We start from the raw sequence: 17,082 nt of genomic DNA on the forward strand, positions 1-17,082 counted from the left end.
CTGTGAGACAAGTCACTTTAGCCTACTATCGGCGCTTCGCACGTCGCTTTTCCACCCGAGCCTCGGCGTGCGCGCGCAGCGCCGACAGCAGCCCGCGCCGCTGCCCCGTCTCGGCGTCGATCCGCAGCGCCTCCGCGATCCGGGATCCGCTGAGCCGGAACTTGTGCTCCGACGACGTCTCCGGGGCGTCGTCCGAGGTGCGCTTCAGGAAGCGATCCGGCAGCGCCAGCTTGTGGATGGTCCGCAGCGCCAGCAGGTACTGCTTGCTCAACGGGCCGGTCGTGTAGGGCAGGTCGTACTTCTCGCACAGCCCCTGCACCCGCACCGCGATCTCGGCGTACCGGTTCGACGGCAGGTCCGGGAACAGGTGGTGCTCGATCTGGTAGCTCAGGTTGCCGGTCATGAACGCCATCACCGGGCCTGCGTCGATGTTGGCGCTGCCGAGCATCTGCCGCAGGTACCACTGCGCGCGGGTCTCGGTCTCGAACTGCTCGACGGTGAACTTCTCGGCCCCGTCCGGGAAGTGCCCGCAGAAGATCACCGCGTACGCCCACAGGTTGCGCGCGAAGTTCGCGGTCGCGTTCGCGGCGAGGGTGTGCTTCCAGGCCCGCCCCGTCAGCGCGGGGAACAGCACGAAGTCCTTACCGACCTGACGGACGATCTTGACCGCGAACTGCTTGTTGGGCCCCGAGTTCCACTGCTTGGGGTCGACACCCTCGAGCTTCTTCTGCGCCGCCAGGTCGTGCAGCGCGATGCCCCACTCGAACGTCGCCGCCAGGATCACGTTGGCGATCGGCTGCAGCAGGTTGATCGGCCGCCACTTCTCGTCGCGGGTCATGCGCAGGATCCCGAATCCCACGTCGTCGTCCATGCCGACGATGTTGGTGTACGTGTGGTGCGTGTAGTTGTGCGCACGCTTCCAGTGCTCGGACGGCCCCGTCATGTCCCACTCCCACGTCGAGGAGTGGATCTCCGGGTCGTTCATCCAGTCCCACTGGCCGTGGGTGACGTTGTGCCCGAGTTCCATGTTCTCGATGCACTTGGCGAGCGTGAGCATCGTCGTGCCCACCACCCAGGCCGGCCGCCGACGGCTGCCGAACAGCACCGCCCGTCCGCCCAGCTCGAGCGAACGCTGCAGCCGGATGGTGCGCCGAATGTAGCGGGCGTCCCGGACGCCCCGGGACTCCTCGACATCGCGACGAATTGCATCCAACTCGCGCCCGAGGGCTTCGATGTCGACGTCGGTGAGGTGGGCGAACTCTTTGATATCGGTGATGGCCACCGAGGGGTCCTCCGTTGGGGTAGATCAGTTCACCGGCGTCGACTCACCGACGCGAGGTGTTGCGCGCAACGATACGGGAAATCGGACATGCGACGCCGTGCCGAACGCCGAGATCAGCCGAGGATCACACGTCGAGCGTACAGTCACCCGCCGCGGCGGAGATGCACGTCTGGACCCGCTCCCCTTCGGAGTGCTCCTTGCCGTTGCGCAGATCCACCGCGTGCCCCGACGCCAGCGGCACCACACACGTCTGACAGATGCCCATGCGGCAGCCGAACGGCATCAGCACGCCGGCCTTCTCGCCGGCCTCCAGCAGGGTCGTCGCGCCGTCGGCCTGGACTTCCTTGCCGGACCGGCCGAACTTGACGGTGCCGCCCTCGCCGGACAGGTCGGCCCGCGACACCGCGAACCGCTCCAGGTGCAGCTGCGGTGCGATCCCCTCGCGCTCCCAGGTCTTCTCGATCTCGTCGAGCATCGGGAGCGGGCCGCACGCCCACGTCTGACGCTCCCGCCAGTCCGGGCACACCTCGTCGAGCTCGGACAGCGTGAACTTGCCTTCCGAACGGGTGTACCGGAGATGGCAGCGGAACGACTCGTGCGTCTCGCGCAGGCGGGTCAGCTCGTCACCGAACATGACGGCGTCCTCGGTGGGCGCCGAGTGGATGTGCACGATGTCGGGCACGTCGCCGCGGCGGTCCAGCGTCCGCAGCATCGACATCACCGGGGTGATGCCGCTGCCGGCGGTCAGGAAGAGCATCTTGCGCGGCGGCGGCTCGGGCAGCGCGAAGTTGCCGGTCGGGGCCGCGAGCCGCACGATCGTGCCGGACGGCACACCCGTGACGAGGTGGCTCGACAGGAAGCCCTCGGGCATCGCCTTGACCGTGATGGAGATCAGCTTGTGGTCGACGTTGGGCGCCGAGGTCAGCGAGTACGAGCGCCAGTGCCACCGGCCGTCTACGAGGATGCCGATGCCGACGTACTGGCCCGGCTGGTAGTCGAAGTCGAAGCCCCACCCCGGCTTGATCACCAGGGTCGCCGAGTCGGCGGTCTCGGGGCGGACCTCGACGATCCGCCCGCGCAACTCGCGCGCCGACCACAGCGGGTTGACCAGGTGGAGGTAGTCGTCGGGAAGCAGCGGCGTCGTCAACCGGGTGACGGCACCGCGCACCAGGTTCGCCACGGACCGGTTCGAACCCGCGACCCTCGCCGCCGGCGCCTCGATCCAGCTCTTCAGTCCCATCCGACCTCCATCTCGTGTGAGTACGGCCAGCGTAGGGCATGGGCTACGGTCGCGTAAGTTGCGCCCGGATAGTGAGCACGAGTAAGGATCCGGCAGGCGGGTCAGAGCAGCTCGAGCAGGAACGCCAACTCCTGGGTCGCGTACCACGCGAGCTCGTGGTCCTCGGCGTCTCCCAGCACGAACTCCGCGTCCTCGTCCCCGAGATCGGCGGCGTCGACCACCTGGACGGCCCTCTCGATGTCGGACTCGGCCTCGGCGAGGTCGACGTGCACCGACGCCACCTGCGCGAGGCGGACGACGTCACCGAGTCGGACGACGGCGTCGTCGAGATCGGGACGCGGTTTCACCTCGTCGACGTCCGCCGCGATCACCGCGCGCCGGTAGTGCGGCGCGGCACCGTCGCCCCCGTCCTCCGGGCCGGCGGCCGCGATCAGGCGCAGCGACGCACGCGCCGCCTCCGCCATCGCGACCTCGGACAGTTCGTCGTCGTCCCCGGAGTGGTACGCCTCACGCAGCGCCGGGGTGACCGCGAAGGCGGTCCGGCTCACCGGGGACAGCTCACGCTCGTCGACCAACTGCTGCAGCATCGCGATGGTCGCGGGAATGTAGACCCTCACGCTCGACCCCCGGCCACCAGCACCCACACCGACTCAGCCACTGGCATCCACCAACTCCTCGAGAGATTCGTGCAACGACGCGGCGACCACGTCCACATCGGTCATGGCGTCGCGATCCGCATTCAAACCGTAGTGGACGTAACCGTCGTACGACGTCAACGCAATGCTGAGCGTCTGATTCTTCAGCAGCGGCGACACCGGGTACATCTCGACCATCCGCATTCCCGCCAGGTACAGCGGGATCTGCGGCCCGGGCGCATTGGTCACCATCACGTTGAACATGCGCTGCGACAGGTTGCTCGCGACGCGGGCCCCCCGCGCATGCAACGACGCCGGCGCGAACCCGGACAGTCGGATCATCGTCCGCGCCGTCACCTGTCGGCTCTGCCGCGCGAACGCCTCCGTCGCGTGCGCGACGTGCGAGAGCCGCACCACCGGATTCGGCTCGCCCACAGGCAGATCCACGAGGAACGACGACGTCCGCGCGTGCGGCAGGCCGACCTCGTCGTCTCCGCACACCTCGATGACGCTCGCACCGTTCGTCCCCGGCTGGGCCTCGCAGATCGACATGGGCACCAGCGCCCGCACCGTCGTCGCCTCCGACACCGGTTCCCCGCGCGAGAGCAGCCACGTCCGCATCGCGCCGGCCACCACGGTGAGGACGACGTCGTTGATCGAGCAGCCGTAGCGGGCGCGGATCTTGCGGTAACGCTCGAGGTCGGTCCGCGCGACGGTGAACCGCCGGTTGCGGGAGATGGGCGCGTTGAGGGGACTCGACGGCGCCGGCTGCGCCGCGGTACGGACCAGGGCCGCGACCTTGCCGACCGCATCGGCGGCCCCGTCGACCACCGACGACATGTCGCCCAGGGTCATCCGGAGCGTCTCGAGACCGTCCCTCGGCTGCGACACCAGTTGCGCCAGCGCACCGGCGACGAGGGCCACCTCGCCCGGCGCCGGCTCGGGCATCCACAGATCGTCCGTCGCGGGTCGCAGTTCGTCGTCCTCGTCCAGGATCACCTGGCTGATCTCGAGCGCCTGCTCCCCGTCGACCAGTGCAGAGTGCGACTTGGTGAACACCGCACAACGGTTGTCCCTCAACCCCTCGACGACGTACATCTCCCACAACGGCCGGGTGGTGTCCAGCGGCCGGGACGTCAGCCGCGCCACCAGATCGTGCAACTGTTCGTCGGTGCCCGGCGACGGGACGGCCGACCGCCGAACGTGGTACGTGATGTCGAAGTCCGGGTCGTCCACCCACACCGGCCGGGCGAGCCCGAACGCGATCTCGCGCACCTTCTGCCGATAGCGCGGCACCAGGTGCAGCCGACTCTCGATCAGCCGCAGCACGGCCTCGAAGTCGAGCCCGGACTCGGGCAACTGCAGGATCGCGAGCGAACCCATGTGCATCGGAGTGTTGCTCGCGTCGAGGAAGTAGAACGACGCGTCCTGCGTCGTCAGCCTGGTCGCCTTCGCCATTACCGCCCCCTGCCATCCGAATCGCCGTCGCCCGATTCGCGGCCCGTGCCCGAATCGAGAAGGATCGCAATCTCTTCCACCGCCGCCGACGGATCGGCGTGATGTACCCCCACCATGCCTGCCTCGGCGGCGCCGTGCACGTTCGACACCAGATCGTCGACGAAGATGCACTCGCCCGGCTCCAGCCCGAGGCGGGCCGCGGTCAACGCGTAGATCCGCGGGTCCGGCTTGGCCATCCCCACGTCACCCGACAGCACGACCTCGTCGACGAACGGGCCGGCGAGGTCCCGCAACCCCTGCGCCGCCGGACCACCCGGATCGTTGCTCAGGATCGCGGTGCGCACCCCGTGGCGGCGTGCGTCCGCGACGACTCGGGCCATCAGTCCCGGATCGGAACCCGGTCCGCCGAGCACTCCGCCGAAGTCCAGCACCAATCCGCGCACGACCTCACCCTAGGACCCGCCGATCACGATGGCGAGACGAGCCGATCGGCCGGTGCGTCCCCCTCTCGCTTTTCGCGGTCCGACGTGCCATGCTGTGCGCCAGATTCCGTCCTCTCCGCGGAGTCGACCCGAACCGCTGTCGCCGCGCGGCAGCACACGTCGACCACGGGTACCGCCGCACGACACCGCGGTACCGGAGAGGCCAGAGGATGAACACTGCGCACCGGTTCCTGTCCCGGGCACCACAATTCGAGCCACCGGCGAGCGACGCCACGGCGTCGGCACCGTGCCGGACCGCCGCGACCTCGTCGGCGTCACCGTCCGCGCGGCGGTCCCCGCACGACGGTCGGTCACCCCGACGAGGCGCCCTCCCCGACGAGGCGGCGTCACCCGACGCCCGCCGGTTCGCCGAGCACGCCCTGCGTCTCGCACTCGAAGTGATGGACCGGCGCCGCACCCCGACGCAGCTGCGCGCCGTGGCCACCCCCGCGGTGGTGGACGTCGTGCATTCCCTGGCCCGCGCGGGTGTGGCGGGAAGCCGACTGGGGACGGCCACCCTCGAACGTGTCCGGGTGCGCCCGGTGCGCCCCGACGCGGCCGAGGTGTTCGGGACCTACAACCGCGCCGGCCGGGTGTTCGCCGTCGCCGCGCGTATCGAACGCGGCGACGGCGCACACCCGGCCGGTTGGGCGATCACGTCATTGCGGATCGCGTAGGTTCGGCGGTCAGCGCCTGCGCTTGGCCTTGGGCGCCTTCTTCGACTTGGAGTCGGCGCGAGCGGCCTCCCGGCGCTCCCGGCGGGTGCCCGCCGGCGAGTCGGTGTCCCCCGCGACGCGGCTGACCTGCGCGGTGCCGTCCTCCGCGGGACCCGACAGCGTGAGCCCGCGAGGCTCGGCCTCCTCGAGCCCCCTGGCCCGCAGCGCGACCGGTGCCTGCTGGCGCTCGGCGGCGGCCTGCTCCGACGGAAGCGGAGCGGGCGCCTGCTGAGTGAGCGCCGCGCCGCCGGCCGCAGCCGCCGCCGCGGACGCCGCCGTCACACTCACCGGAGCCCCGCCGCCCTGCGGGGTCCCGGCCTCGACCTGCAGATTGAACAGGAAGCCGACCGACTCCTCCTTGAGGCCGTCGAGCATCGCGGTGAACATGTCGAAGCCCTCGCGCTGGTACTCGACCAGCGGGTCACGCTGCGCCATCGCCCGCAGGCCGATGCCCTCCTTGAGGTAGTCCATCTCGTAGAGGTGCTCGCGCCACTTGCGGTCCAGCACCGACAGCATCACGCGGCGCTCGAGCTCGCGCATGCCGCCCTCGCCGGCGATCTCGTTGATCTGCTGCTCCCGCTGCGCGTACGCGTCGCGCGCGTCCTGCAGGAGCGCCTCGAGCAGTTCCTCCCGACCCAGATCGGACTCGCCGGCCTCGGCCGCCCCGACGAGCTCGTGATGGTCGATGCCGACCGGGTACAGCGTCTTCAGCGCCGTCCACAGCTGCTCGAGATCCCAGTCCTCGACATAGCCCTCGGCGGTGGCACCGTTGACGTAGGCGGTGACCACGTCCGTGATCATCGCCTCGACCTGGCCCTCGAGGTCCTCGCCCTCGAGGATGCGGCGCCGCTCGTCGTAGATGACCGTGCGCTGCTGGTTCATCACCTCGTCGTACTTGAGGACGTTCTTGCGGATCTCGAAGTTCTGCTGCTCGACCTGCGTCTGCGCACTCTTGATCGCCTTCGAGACCATCTTGGCCTCGATCGGGACGTCGTCGGGCAGGTTCAGGCGCGTCATGATCGACTCGAGCGCGGCGCCGTTGAAGCGGCGCATCAACTCGTCACCGAGCGACAGGTAGAAGCGGGACTCGCCCGGATCGCCCTGACGGCCGGAACGACCGCGCAGCTGGTTGTCGATCCGGCGGGACTCGTGCCGCTCCGTACCGAGGACGTAGAGACCGCCCGCGTCACGGACCTTGTCGGCGTCCGCCTTCACCTCGGCCTTGACCTTGTCGAGGACGCCCTCCCACGCCGCCTCGTACTCCTCCGGGTTGTGCACCGGGTCGAGGCCCTGCTTGCGCAGCACGATGTCCGCGATGATGTCGGGGTTGCCGCCCAGCACGACGTCGGTGCCACGACCGGCCATGTTGGTCGCGACGGTGACGGCGCCGGAGCGGCCGGCCTCGGCGACGATGGTCGCCTCCTGCTCGTGGAACTTCGCGTTGAGCACGTTGTGCGCCACACCGCGCTTGGTGAACTGCCGCGACAGGTACTCCGAGCGCTCGACGCTCGTGGTGCCGATGAGGACCGGCTGGCCCTTCTCGTGCCGCTCGACGACGTCGTCGACGACCGCGTTGAACTTGGCTTCCTCGGTCTTGTAGATCAGGTCACCCTGATCGACGCGGGCCAGCGGTCGGTTCGTCGGGATCGGGATGACACCCAGGCCGTACGTCTGGTGCAGCTCGGCGGCCTCGGTCTCGGCCGTACCGGTCATGCCCGACAGCTTGTCGTACAGGCGGAAGTAGTTCTGCAGCGTGATGGTCGCGAGGGTCTGGTTCTCGGCCTTGATCTCGACCCGTTCCTTGGCCTCGATCGCCTGGTGCATGCCCTCGTTGTAGCGGCGGCCGACGAGGATGCGTCCGGTGAACTCGTCGACGATGATGACCTCGCCGTCGCGGACGATGTAGTCCTTGTCGCGCTGGTAGAGCTCCTTCGCCTTGATGGCGTTGTTCAGGTAGCTCACCAGCGGCGAGTTCGCAGCCTCGTACAGGTTGTCGATGCCGAGCTGGTCCTCGACGAACTCGACGCCGGCCTCGTGCACGCCGATCGTGCGCTTCTTGATGTCGACCTCGTAGTGGACGTCCCGCTTGAGCAGCGGCGCGATGCGCGCGAACTCGCTGTACCACTTGCTGGACGCGTCGGCCGGACCCGAGATGATCAGCGGGGTGCGGGCCTCGTCGATGAGGATCGAGTCCACCTCGTCGACGACAGCGAAGTTGTGCCCACGCTGCACCAGGTCGTCGAGGGTGTGCGTCATGTTGTCGCGCAGGTAGTCGAAGCCGAACTCGTTGTTCGTGCCGTACGTGATGTCGGCGGCGTACGCCTTGCGGCGCTGCGCCGGCGTCATGCCGGACAGGATCACGTCCACCTCGAGCCCGAGGAAGCGGTGGACGCGGCCCATCCACTCCGAGTCGCGCCGGGCGAGGTAGTCGTTGACGGTGACCACATGCACGCCGTCACCGGAGATCGCGTTGAGATACGCCGGGAGCACACAGGTCAGGGTCTTGCCCTCACCGGTCTTCATCTCGGCGACATTGCCGAAGTGCAGTGCCGCGCCGCCCATGATCTGGACCTCGAAGTGCCGCTGACTCAGCACACGGCTCGCGGCCTCGCGGGCGACCGCGAACGCCTCGGGGAGCATCTCGTCGAGCGTCTCGCCGTCGGCGTAGCGCTTCTTGAATTCGTCGGTCTTGGCCCGCAGCTGCTCGTCGGACAGCGCCTCCACATCGGGAGAGAGGGAGGAAACATGGTCGGCGATCTGCTTGAGCCGCTTGACCATGCGACCTTCACCTACACGGAGCAGCTTCGATAGCGACAGTGACGGCACGGTCCTCTTTGTCCTCAATCCAGGTGGCGGAATCGGGTGTCGGTTACCCGACAAACGGAATCCGGCCGAGGTCGGGCGACCCCAGCCGGATCCCATGGTATGCGTAATCACGGTCGGACGAGTAGACCGACCGCCCGCGATGTCACGCCAGGCGTATCAATCCGTAGTCGAACGCGTGGCGGCGGTACACGACAGAAGGCCGATCGGTCTCCTTGTCGTGGAACAGGTAGAAGTCGTGTCCGACCAGTTCCATCTCGTAGAGCGCGTCGTCGACGGTCATCGGTTCGGCCGAGTGCACCTTCGTGCGCACGATCTGTCCCGGACCGGGCGGAGCCTCGCCGTCCAGGGAGAGTCCGTGATCGATCGCCAACGTGTCGTCCCGCGCCAGCGCGGCGGTGGCCTGCGCGACGGAGACCGGCGTCTTCTCGCCGTAATGGACCTTGCGACGATCCTTCGTCCGACGCAATCGACTTTCCAGCTTGGCAGTCACTGATTCGAATGCCGCATAGAAACTGTCCGCACTCGCTTCGGCGCGGACGACCGGCCCCTTGCCGCGAGCCGTGATCTCGACCCGCTGGCAACTCTTGGCCTGTCGGCGATTGCGTTCGTGCTGGAGTTCCACATCGAAGTGGTAGATGGTGGGATCGAAGCGCTCGAGTCGTGCGAGCTTCTCGGAAACGTAGACCCGGAAGTGATCCGGAACCTCGACGTTCCGTCCTTTGACGACGATTTCGGCGTTGTTGGCGTCCGATGGAACTTGCGCCTCCGTGGTGTCCTCATCAACGAAGACCGAGGCATTTGCAGGGGTCGTCACTCGTACCTCCCGATTAACGGCCGGCTCACCTCGTGAGACCGGCGAGTTCGATCTCGACCGGGCGGGGAACCACCCGGCATCAGAACGTGAAATATCACCTCCCACCTGTGACTTCGGGTGTGAACGCGACGCTAGTACGTAACCGCCCCGTGTGCCACTGTTCAGCCGTAATTCACGGGTGTGTCGTCCGAGACATCCGCCCGGAACGCCCGAATCCGCAGGACACGGCGTGGAGACCGCTCACGCCGCGGCGACGACGAGCACCGCCGCCACCCGCACCCCGGCCGCACCGAGCGCGCGAACGGATTCCGCCGCGGTGGCGCCGGTCGTGACGACGTCGTCGACGATGACCACCTCGGCGCCTCGTCGCCCCGCCGCGGAGCGGTCGTCTCGCGCCGATTCCGACACCCGGATCCGGCCGGCGAGGTTCTCCTGCCGCTGCGCCGCTGACAGCCCGACGGAGTCGCGCACGCCCCGGCGCATCGACAGTGCCGGCCACACCCGGCAGTCCGTTCCCAGCGCGCGGGCCGCGACACGCGCCGAGCGCAGCACCGGGTCACCACCCCGGCTACGGGCGGCGCGGGCACGGGTCGGAGCCGGCACCAGGCACAGCGGCGCCGCACCCGGCGGGGCCAACTCCCCCCACCGGCGCAGGGTCACGACCGCGCCGGCCAGGGCGAGCCCGATCGGCGCGGCGAGATCCCGGCGACCCCGCTCCTTCCCGGCGATGACCGCGCCGCGACGCGGTCCCGAGTACGGTCCGAGCGCCCACACCGGAACGCCCGGGTCCACGCGGGTGCTCACCGCGACGGGTACGTCGGCCAGCGCCCGCCGACACCGCTCACACCACGCGGAACCGGGATCACCACAACCGCCGCACTCGGCGGGGAGGACGAGGTCGAGGAGCGCGCGCACGGCGGCCAGTGTGCCCGCTGCCGCCGACAGGTTCGGCGGCTCAGCCCGGTACGACCGGGATCGCCTGCGACCCGGTCAGGCCGGGCACCTCACGCCAGTACCGATCACCGGCCGGGTCGTTGTTGTTGAGTTGGAAGACCGCACGCGCATCGGCGACGTACTCGGTGGTCAGCGTGGCATCGACAGCTCTGACCGGCGACGTGAGGTTCCGGCTGGGCAGCGGATCCATCCGCGACCCGTCCACCGCCAACTGCACGACCGGGACGTCGGAACCCTCGCGGACTACGACGACCGTGTCGGCCGTGCTCCAGTCGAGCGCGACCGCGGGGCCGCCCAGCCCGTGCGCGATCGCCCGCGGACTGGTCAGCGAGTACTCGCCGTCCGGCGTCCGCATCACCGTCGCGACGTAGACCTTGCCGTCGACGATCAGTGCGGCACGCACGCCGTCCCGGGACAGGCGCAGCTCCGTGATCGGACCGCCCAGCGCGGTGATGGCGCCGGTCTCGACGGGCGTCGTGGTGAGCTTGCCGGTACCCGTCTCCCGGACCACCCGCACCACCGCGGATTCGTTCACCACCGCCCACGCGGTGGACCCGTCGAGCGCCCACGTGGGCCGGGTGATCGTCTGCGCCTCGAGGGCTGTGGCGACGTTGCCGTCGTACGTCCCCACGACGAGCGCCGTCTGCGGTTCCGGCGCCGGCCGCCGTGTCTCCGCCACCGCCGCCGCGAGCGCTCCGTCCCGCGACAGCGCAACCGAACGCAGGTTGTCCGACGCGCCGAAGTAGCCCGGCACCGGGTTCACGGCGGCGTCGGCGACGCTGACCAGCCCGCCGCCACGCAGGGCGTGGAGCCCGACCGAGGCACTCGACGTCGCGAGCGGATTGAGCGATCCGACGTCGGCGATCGTCCACCCGTTGGGGTAGCGCTCGTCGAGCGGCTGGCCGTCGGCCAGCAGGTCGTACGGGCCCGAGATGTCGGCGTTGGCCAGCGTCCAGACCACTTGTGCGGCAAGGAGTTCCCGCGACTGCGCGTTCATCCGGCCGAGTCCCTGGAAGTCCACCCGGACTCCCCCGAGCCCGACGCCGACCTGGGACGCTCGCCCGTCGGCCTTCGTGATGGGGCCGAGCACCGAGACCCCGGAACCGAGTTCGTTGCGGACCGCCCCCGCGAGCGATGGCTTCGGCCCGTCGATGAGCAGCCCGATCAGCTGGGTCACCATCTGGTCCTGGCTCGACGAGATCCACCGGGGATCCGGCACCACCGTCTGCGCGGTCGGATCGAGGAAGTACAGCGACTTGCGCTGATACGAGTTGAGGAACTGCGGGCGGTCCATGATCACACCGTTCGGCAGGTCGTCGATGCGCCATTCGCCGTCGACCTTCACCCAGCTGAACTTCGCCTCGTACTGGCCCTCCTGGGCCTGATACAGGCCGCCCGGTTCGAGCTGCCCCACCCGGTTGGCCCGGATGGTGTAGACTGCGCGGTTCGCGTTGCGCGACTCGGTGATGAGGTCGATCTTGTCGACGATCGTCGCGCTCGCAGCGTCGTCCCAACGGGCCGACATGTCCTTGGTGAGGTACTGACGCGCGGCGAGGTGCCGGTTCGCCGGGTCCGTGCTCGCCTTGACGAAGTCCCGCAGCAGCAGATCCGGCTCACGCCCCGACGCCGGGGCCTCGACGCTGGTGCTTGCCGGCGCCCGCTCGATCGTGCCGATCGCCTGCGGCGCCGACGAGTCCGGCAGGTTCGCGCAGCCCGCGGCGAGGAGCGTGAGCGATGCCAGGACCGCCACCCTCCCCGCGCGCACGCGGCTCACGATTCGCGCTCCCGCACCTTGGGTACGGTCGGGGCATCGTCCGGATCGGGCTGCGCCACCGCCGGAGACGCCTCGGCGGGCTCGGACGGTTCGACCTTCGACGCGGCCGGTTCGGCCTTCGACGCAGCCGCGCCGGGAACACCGGGCTCGGCCCGCATCGCGACCTCCGCCCGCGTTCCGGGCAGCGGCCGACCCTGGACCAGCTTGCCGCCACCGGGTTTGAGGGGAAGCGGACTGCGCGTGACCTTGCGTCCGCGCACGCGCGGCAACGTCAGCCGGAAGCACGCGCCCTGGCCCGGCTCACCCCACGCCTCGAGCGTGCCGTTGTGCAGATTCGCGTCCTCGACGCTGATCGCCAGGCCCAATCCGGTGCCGCCGGACCGGCGGACGCGGGAGGGATCCGACCGCCAGAACCGGTTGAACACCAGTTTCTCCTCCCCCGGACGCAGACCGACACCCTGGTCGCGCACGATGAAGGCCGCGGCCTCGTCGTCCGCACGCAGCCGCAGCAGCACCGGCTTGCCCTCGCCGTGGTCGATCGCGTTCGCGAGCAGGTTCCGCAGGATGCGCTCGACGCGCCGCGGATCGACCTCGGCGACAACCGGCTCCTCGGGCAGATCGACGATGAGCTCGGTCGACGTCTCCTTGGCCAGGTGGCGGACGGTCGACACCGCAGCACGCGCGCACATCCGCAGATCCAGCTGCTCGGCCGCCAGTTCCGCGACACCGGCGTCGTGCCGGGAGATCTCGAGCAGGTCGCCGAGCAGGCTCTCGAACCGGTCCAGCTCCGCGACCAGCAGCTCGGACGAACGCTTGAGCACGGGGTCCAGGTCGTCGCTGCTGTCGTGGATGAGGTCGGCAGCCATACGGACGGTCGTCAGCGGTGTCCTGAGCTCGTGGCTCACGTCGGAGGTGAACCGCTTCTGCAGGTTGCCGAATTCCTCGGGCTGCGTGATCTGCTTCGACAGGCTCTCGGCCATCTCGTTGAACGACATCGCCAGACGCGCCATGTCGTCCTCGCCGCGCACCGGCATGCGTTCCTTGAGCCGGCCGTCGGCGAAGCGCACCGCGATGCGCGACGCCGACCGGATCGGCAGGACCACCTGGCGTGCGACCAGCATCGAGATCGCGGCGAGTAGCACCGCCAGCACCGCACCGCCGATCAGCATCGTGCCCCGCACGAGCGAGAGGCTGCGGTCCTCGCTGGCCAGCGGGAACACCAGGTACAGCTCGAGCGTGGAGATGTCCGAGGAGGTGGGGCTACCGATGATCAGCGCTGGACCGGAGTACCCGTTGGGGTCGGCGACCGTCGCGAACTGGTAGCTGATCTGGTTCGCGTGCACGAAGTCCCGCAGGCTCGGCGGGATCTGGTCGGCCGGCCCGCTGGACGTGGGTTCACGCGGTCCGTCACCCGGCACGATGAGCACCGGATCGAAGGTCCCGGCGGAACCGGACGTCTGACCACCGTCGGACTCCCGATTGGTCAGCGCCAGACGCGCGGCGTCCAACCGCACCTTGAGGGATCCGCTGTCGTCGGCGCCGGCGAGCTGCGCCTCGACCGTGCTGCGGGCACGGTCCATCTCCTCGGTGGCGGCGGTGATCTTCGCCTCGAGGAGTCGATCGGTGATCTGGCTGGTGAGCACCACACCCAGAATCGTGATCACGATCAAGGACAGCGACAGGGTCGACACGACGACCCGAAGCTGGAGAGACCGACGCCAAGCGTGGGCAAGCCAATTACCCCACGCCCGACACCAGCGGATCAGCGGCGCAAAGAGTCTGTTGACACGCCGCCGCTTCCGGCCGGCACCGATCACGGCGGTCCGGCCTTGTAGCCGACACCCCTGACCGTCAGCACTACCTCGGGGTTCTCAGGATCCTTCTCGACCTTCGCGCGCAGTCGCTGCACGTGCACGTTCACCAGACGGGTGTCGGCGGCGTGCCGGTATCCCCACACCTGCTCGAGGAGAACCTCGCGGGTGAACACCTGGCGCGGCTTGCGTGCGAGCGCGACCAGCAGATCGAACTCGAGCGGCGTGAGCGAGATGAGCGCGTTGTCCCGCGTCACCTTGTGCGCCGGCACGTCGATCATGATATCGCCGATGCTGAGGACCTCGGCGGGCTCCTCCTCGGTGCGGCGCAGCCGCGCGCGCACCCGCGCCACCAGTTCCTTCGGCTTGAACGGCTTCATGATGTAGTCGTCGGCGCCGGACTCGAGGCCCAGGACGACGTCGACGGTGTCCGTCTTCGCGGTGAGCATGACGATCGGGACACCCGACTCGGCGCGCAGCACGCGGCACACGTCGATACCGTTCATGCCCGGAAGCATCAGGTCCAGGAGGACCAGATCGGGGCGGGTCTCACGAACGGCCGTCAGTGCCTGGCTGCCGTCGCCCACCACGTAAGGCTCGAATCCCTCACCGCGGAGCACGATGGTGAGCATCTCCGCGAGCGCCGTGTCATCGTCGACAACCAGAATCCTTGGCTTCATATCCCTATCGTTACATCTTCGAGGCTGCGAAATGTGGAAAGGAGCGTGTACTCCTACGGCGTGCCGCTCAATGTTTCTGCGGCGTACCGTCCCGCTGCTGCAAGAGTGCCAGTTTATCGGCCAGAATGCCCGGATCGGCGTCGGGAGCGATCGTCCACCACGACGAGTACCAATCCGCGGCGGCCAACTCCCGGTAGACCGCACCGGTGCGGGCCTGCAGTCCGCTGTCCTTCTCGTACGCGTCCAGTGCCCGCGCACTGTCCTCTGCCTCGCGTCGCCGGGCCCGCTCCTCCGCGAGCGCGACGGGCACGTCCAGGTACATCTGCAGGTCCGGGCGCGGCAACCCGAGGCGGTCGAACTCGAGGTCCGCGATCCACGCCGCGAACTCACCGTCGCCGTGCTGGTGCAGCCGGGCCGCCCCGTAGGCCGCGTTGGAGGCGACGTAGCGGTCCAGGATGACCAGGTCGTTCGCGGCGACGAGCCCGCGTAGCTGCTCGGCCGCGCCGGCCCGGTCGAGCGCGAACATCACAGCCATCGCATGGACCGAGTCGGCCAGGTCGCCGTGCGCACCCTTGAGCGCCTCCGACGCCAGGTCGGCGTGGATCGACGCGCCGTAGCGGGGGAAGTCGAGCGTGGCGACCCGCAGGCCCCGCTGCTCGAGCCGGGCGACGACCTTGCCGACGAGCGTGCGCTTCCCGGCGCCGTCGAGCCCTTCCAGGGCGATGAGAGTTCCCACGGTCGCCGAGCCTATCGGTGCTCGCGGCGCGGCCGGGTGACCACGTCGTGGGAGGGCGGTCACAGTGGGGCTCCGCCGTCGACCGGTGATGTCCGCCGCACGGACGGCCGCGGCCGGGGACGGCAATGCCCGTCCCCGGCCGCGGCTGACGCCGTTCGGTCCGGATCAGTACCGGTAGTGCTCGGGCTTGTACGGGCCCTCGACGTCGACGCCGATGTACTCGGCCTGGTCCTTCGTCAGCTTGGTGATCGAGCCACCGAGCGCCTCGACGTGGATCTTGGCGACCTTCTCGTCGAGGTGCTTGGGCAGGCGGTAGACCTCGTTGTCGTACTCGTCCGGCTTCGTCCACAGCTCGATCTGCGCGATCGTCTGGTTCGCGAACGAGTTCGACATCACGAACGACGGGTGGCCGGTGGCGTTGCCCAGGTTCAGCAGGCGCCCCTCGGACAGCACGATGATCGAGTGGCCGTCGGCGAATCGGAACTCGTCGACCTGCGGCTTGATGTTGATCCGCGTGACCTCCGGCGAACGCTCGAGCGTCGCCATGTCGATCTCGTTGTCGAAGTGGCCGATGTTGCCCAGGATCGCCTGGTGCTTCATCTGCTTCATGTGCTCGAAGGAGATGATGTCCTTGTTGCCCGTCGCGGTGATGACGATGTCGGCCTCGCCGATGAACTCCTCGACGGTCTTGACGTCGAAGCCGTCCATCATCGCCTGCAGCGCGTTGATCGGGTCGATCTCGGTGACCGTGACGCGCGCACCCTGGCCGCGCAGCGCCTCGGCGCAGCCCTTGCCGACGTCGCCGTAGCCGCACACCAGCGCCGCCTTGCCACCGATCAGCACGTCGGTGCCGCGGTTGATGCCGTCGAGCAGCGAGTGGCGGGTGCCGTACTTGTTGTCGAACTTGCTCTTGGTGACCGAGTCGTTGACGTTGATCGCCGGGAACACCAGTTCACCGGCCGCCGCGAACTGGTACAGCCGCAGCACGCCGGTGGTGGTCTCCTCGGTGACGCCCTTCACGGACTCGGCGATCGCGGTCCACTTGCCGCCGTCGGCCTCGAGCGACTTGCGCAGCAGCGCGAGGAACACCTTGTACTCGTCGGAGTCGTGCTCGTCGTCGGTGGGCGGGACGACGCCGGCCTTCTCGTACTGCGCGCCGCGCAGCACCAGCATCGTGGCGTCGCCGCCGTCGTCGAGGATCATGTTCGCGGTCGTGCCCGGCCACGTGAGCATCTGCTCGGCCGCCCACCAGTACTCCTCGAGGGTCTCGCCCTTCCAGGCGAAGACCGGGACGCCCTTGGGCTCCTCCGGCGTGCCGTGCGGGCCGACGACGACGGCCGCGGCCGCATGGTCCTGCGTCGAGAAGATGTTGCACGACGCCCATCGAACTTCGGCACCGAGCGCGACCAGGGTCTCGATCAGGACCGCGGTCTGGATGGTCATGTGGAGCGAGCCCGAGACGCGAGCGCCCTTGAGCGGCAGGACATCCGCGTACTCACGCCGCAGCGCCATCAGACCGGGCATCTCGTGCTCGGCGAGACGGATCTCCTTGCGACCGAACTCCGCGAGTGACAGGTCCGCCACCTTGAAGTCGATACCGTTACGGTGCTCTGCCACCGGGCCCGATGAAACTGAGGTCGTCATGCTGCCTCTCCTGTTAACCGTCTGGGATCC

The 17,082-nt window shown here is 69.0% G+C and carries 14 protein-coding genes; 1 reads left to right on the top strand and 13 read right to left on the bottom strand.

What is annotated here, in order from left to right:
• Positions 1-25: 25 nt before the first annotated feature.
• From EGT67_RS02780 to EGT67_RS02800, 5 genes are all read right to left on the bottom strand, one after another.
• The gene (locus EGT67_RS02780; protein WP_127914479.1) at positions 26-1,282 is read right to left on the bottom strand and encodes a fatty acid desaturase family protein; all 1,257 of its coding nucleotides are present in this window, start codon (positions 1,280-1,282) and stop codon (positions 26-28) included.
• A gap of 124 nt (positions 1,283-1,406) precedes the next feature.
• A complete protein-coding gene (locus EGT67_RS02785; RefSeq protein WP_127914480.1) occupies positions 1,407-2,522 on the bottom strand; it encodes a ferredoxin reductase in 1,116 nt (371 codons plus the stop codon).
• 101 nt (positions 2,523-2,623) lie between these two features.
• The gene (locus tag EGT67_RS02790; protein WP_127914481.1) at positions 2,624-3,139 is read right to left on the bottom strand and encodes a DUF6912 family protein; all 516 of its coding nucleotides are present in this window, start codon (positions 3,137-3,139) and stop codon (positions 2,624-2,626) included.
• Between the two features lie 33 nt (positions 3,140-3,172).
• The gene (locus EGT67_RS02795) at positions 3,173-4,615 is read right to left on the bottom strand and encodes a WS/DGAT/MGAT family O-acyltransferase (protein WP_127914482.1); all 1,443 of its coding nucleotides are present in this window, start codon (positions 4,613-4,615) and stop codon (positions 3,173-3,175) included.
• Positions 4,615-5,058 carry an HAD-IA family hydrolase gene (locus EGT67_RS02800; protein WP_127914483.1) on the bottom strand — a complete coding sequence of 148 codons (444 nt, stop codon included), beginning with the start codon at positions 5,056-5,058 and terminating at the stop codon, positions 4,615-4,617. Before EGT67_RS02800 ends, EGT67_RS02795 begins: the two co-directional genes overlap by 1 nt.
• Before the next feature lie 209 nt (positions 5,059-5,267).
• On the opposite strand from EGT67_RS02800, the gene EGT67_RS02805 reads away from it, so the two are divergent.
• Positions 5,268-5,774 carry an Rv3235 family protein gene (locus EGT67_RS02805; protein WP_127914484.1) on the top strand — a complete coding sequence of 169 codons (507 nt, stop codon included), beginning with the start codon at positions 5,268-5,270 and terminating at the stop codon, positions 5,772-5,774.
• Between the two features lie 9 nt (positions 5,775-5,783).
• On the opposite strand, the gene secA is transcribed toward EGT67_RS02805, so the two are convergent.
• The 8 genes from secA to ahcY form a co-directional block, all read right to left on the bottom strand.
• Complete coding sequence (gene secA, locus EGT67_RS02810) at positions 5,784-8,639, bottom strand: preprotein translocase subunit SecA (protein ID WP_127914485.1); 2,856 nt, start codon at positions 8,637-8,639, stop codon at positions 5,784-5,786.
• 142 nt (positions 8,640-8,781) lie between these two features.
• Positions 8,782-9,453, bottom strand: coding sequence for a ribosome hibernation-promoting factor, HPF/YfiA family (gene hpf, locus EGT67_RS02815; protein WP_127914486.1), 672 nt, complete (start codon positions 9,451-9,453; stop codon positions 8,782-8,784).
• Positions 9,454-9,693: 240 nt separating this feature from the next.
• Positions 9,694-10,368: a ComF family protein gene (locus EGT67_RS02820; protein ID WP_241565858.1), complete on the bottom strand. Its 675-nt coding sequence runs from the start codon at positions 10,366-10,368 to the stop codon at positions 9,694-9,696.
• 40 nt (positions 10,369-10,408) lie between these two features.
• The gene (gene lpqB / locus EGT67_RS02825) at positions 10,409-12,181 is read right to left on the bottom strand and encodes an MtrAB system accessory lipoprotein LpqB (RefSeq protein ID WP_127914488.1); all 1,773 of its coding nucleotides are present in this window, start codon (positions 12,179-12,181) and stop codon (positions 10,409-10,411) included.
• Entirely contained in the window at positions 12,178-13,998 is a 1,821-nt protein-coding gene (mtrB, locus tag EGT67_RS02830) for an MtrAB system histidine kinase MtrB (RefSeq protein ID WP_127914489.1), read from the bottom strand. The genes lpqB and mtrB overlap by 4 nt, the downstream gene beginning before the upstream one ends.
• Positions 13,995-14,672 carry an MtrAB system response regulator MtrA gene (gene mtrA, locus EGT67_RS02835; protein ID WP_005518730.1) on the bottom strand — a complete coding sequence of 226 codons (678 nt, stop codon included), beginning with the start codon at positions 14,670-14,672 and terminating at the stop codon, positions 13,995-13,997. The genes mtrB and mtrA overlap by 4 nt, the downstream gene beginning before the upstream one ends.
• Positions 14,673-14,739: 67 nt before the next feature.
• The gene (locus EGT67_RS02840; RefSeq protein ID WP_127914490.1) at positions 14,740-15,408 is read right to left on the bottom strand and encodes a dTMP kinase; all 669 of its coding nucleotides are present in this window, start codon (positions 15,406-15,408) and stop codon (positions 14,740-14,742) included.
• Between the two features lie 165 nt (positions 15,409-15,573).
• Positions 15,574-17,052 carry an adenosylhomocysteinase gene (ahcY, locus tag EGT67_RS02845; protein WP_127914491.1) on the bottom strand — a complete coding sequence of 493 codons (1,479 nt, stop codon included), beginning with the start codon at positions 17,050-17,052 and terminating at the stop codon, positions 15,574-15,576.
• Positions 17,053-17,082 lie beyond the last annotated feature (30 nt).

It is taken from the genome of Prescottella agglutinans (assembly GCF_004011865.1).
Lineage (GTDB): Bacteria > Actinomycetota > Actinomycetes > Mycobacteriales > Mycobacteriaceae > Prescottella > Prescottella agglutinans.

Bases quoted from the DNA above. Each gene is read 5' to 3' on its own strand.
- EGT67_RS02785 (WP_127914480.1), bottom strand. From the start codon at position 2,522: ATGGGACTGAAGAGCTGGATCGAGGCGCCGGCGGCGAGGGTCGCGGGT.
- ahcY (WP_127914491.1), bottom strand. From the start codon at position 17,052: ATGACGACCTCAGTTTCATCGGGCCCGGTGGCAGAGCACCGTAACGGT.
- EGT67_RS02805 (WP_127914484.1), top strand. From the start codon at position 5,268: ATGAACACTGCGCACCGGTTCCTGTCCCGGGCACCACAATTCGAGCCA.
- EGT67_RS02795 (WP_127914482.1), bottom strand. From the start codon at position 4,615: ATGGCGAAGGCGACCAGGCTGACGACGCAGGACGCGTCGTTCTACTTC.
- mtrA (WP_005518730.1), bottom strand. From the start codon at position 14,672: ATGAAGCCAAGGATTCTGGTTGTCGACGATGACACGGCGCTCGCGGAG.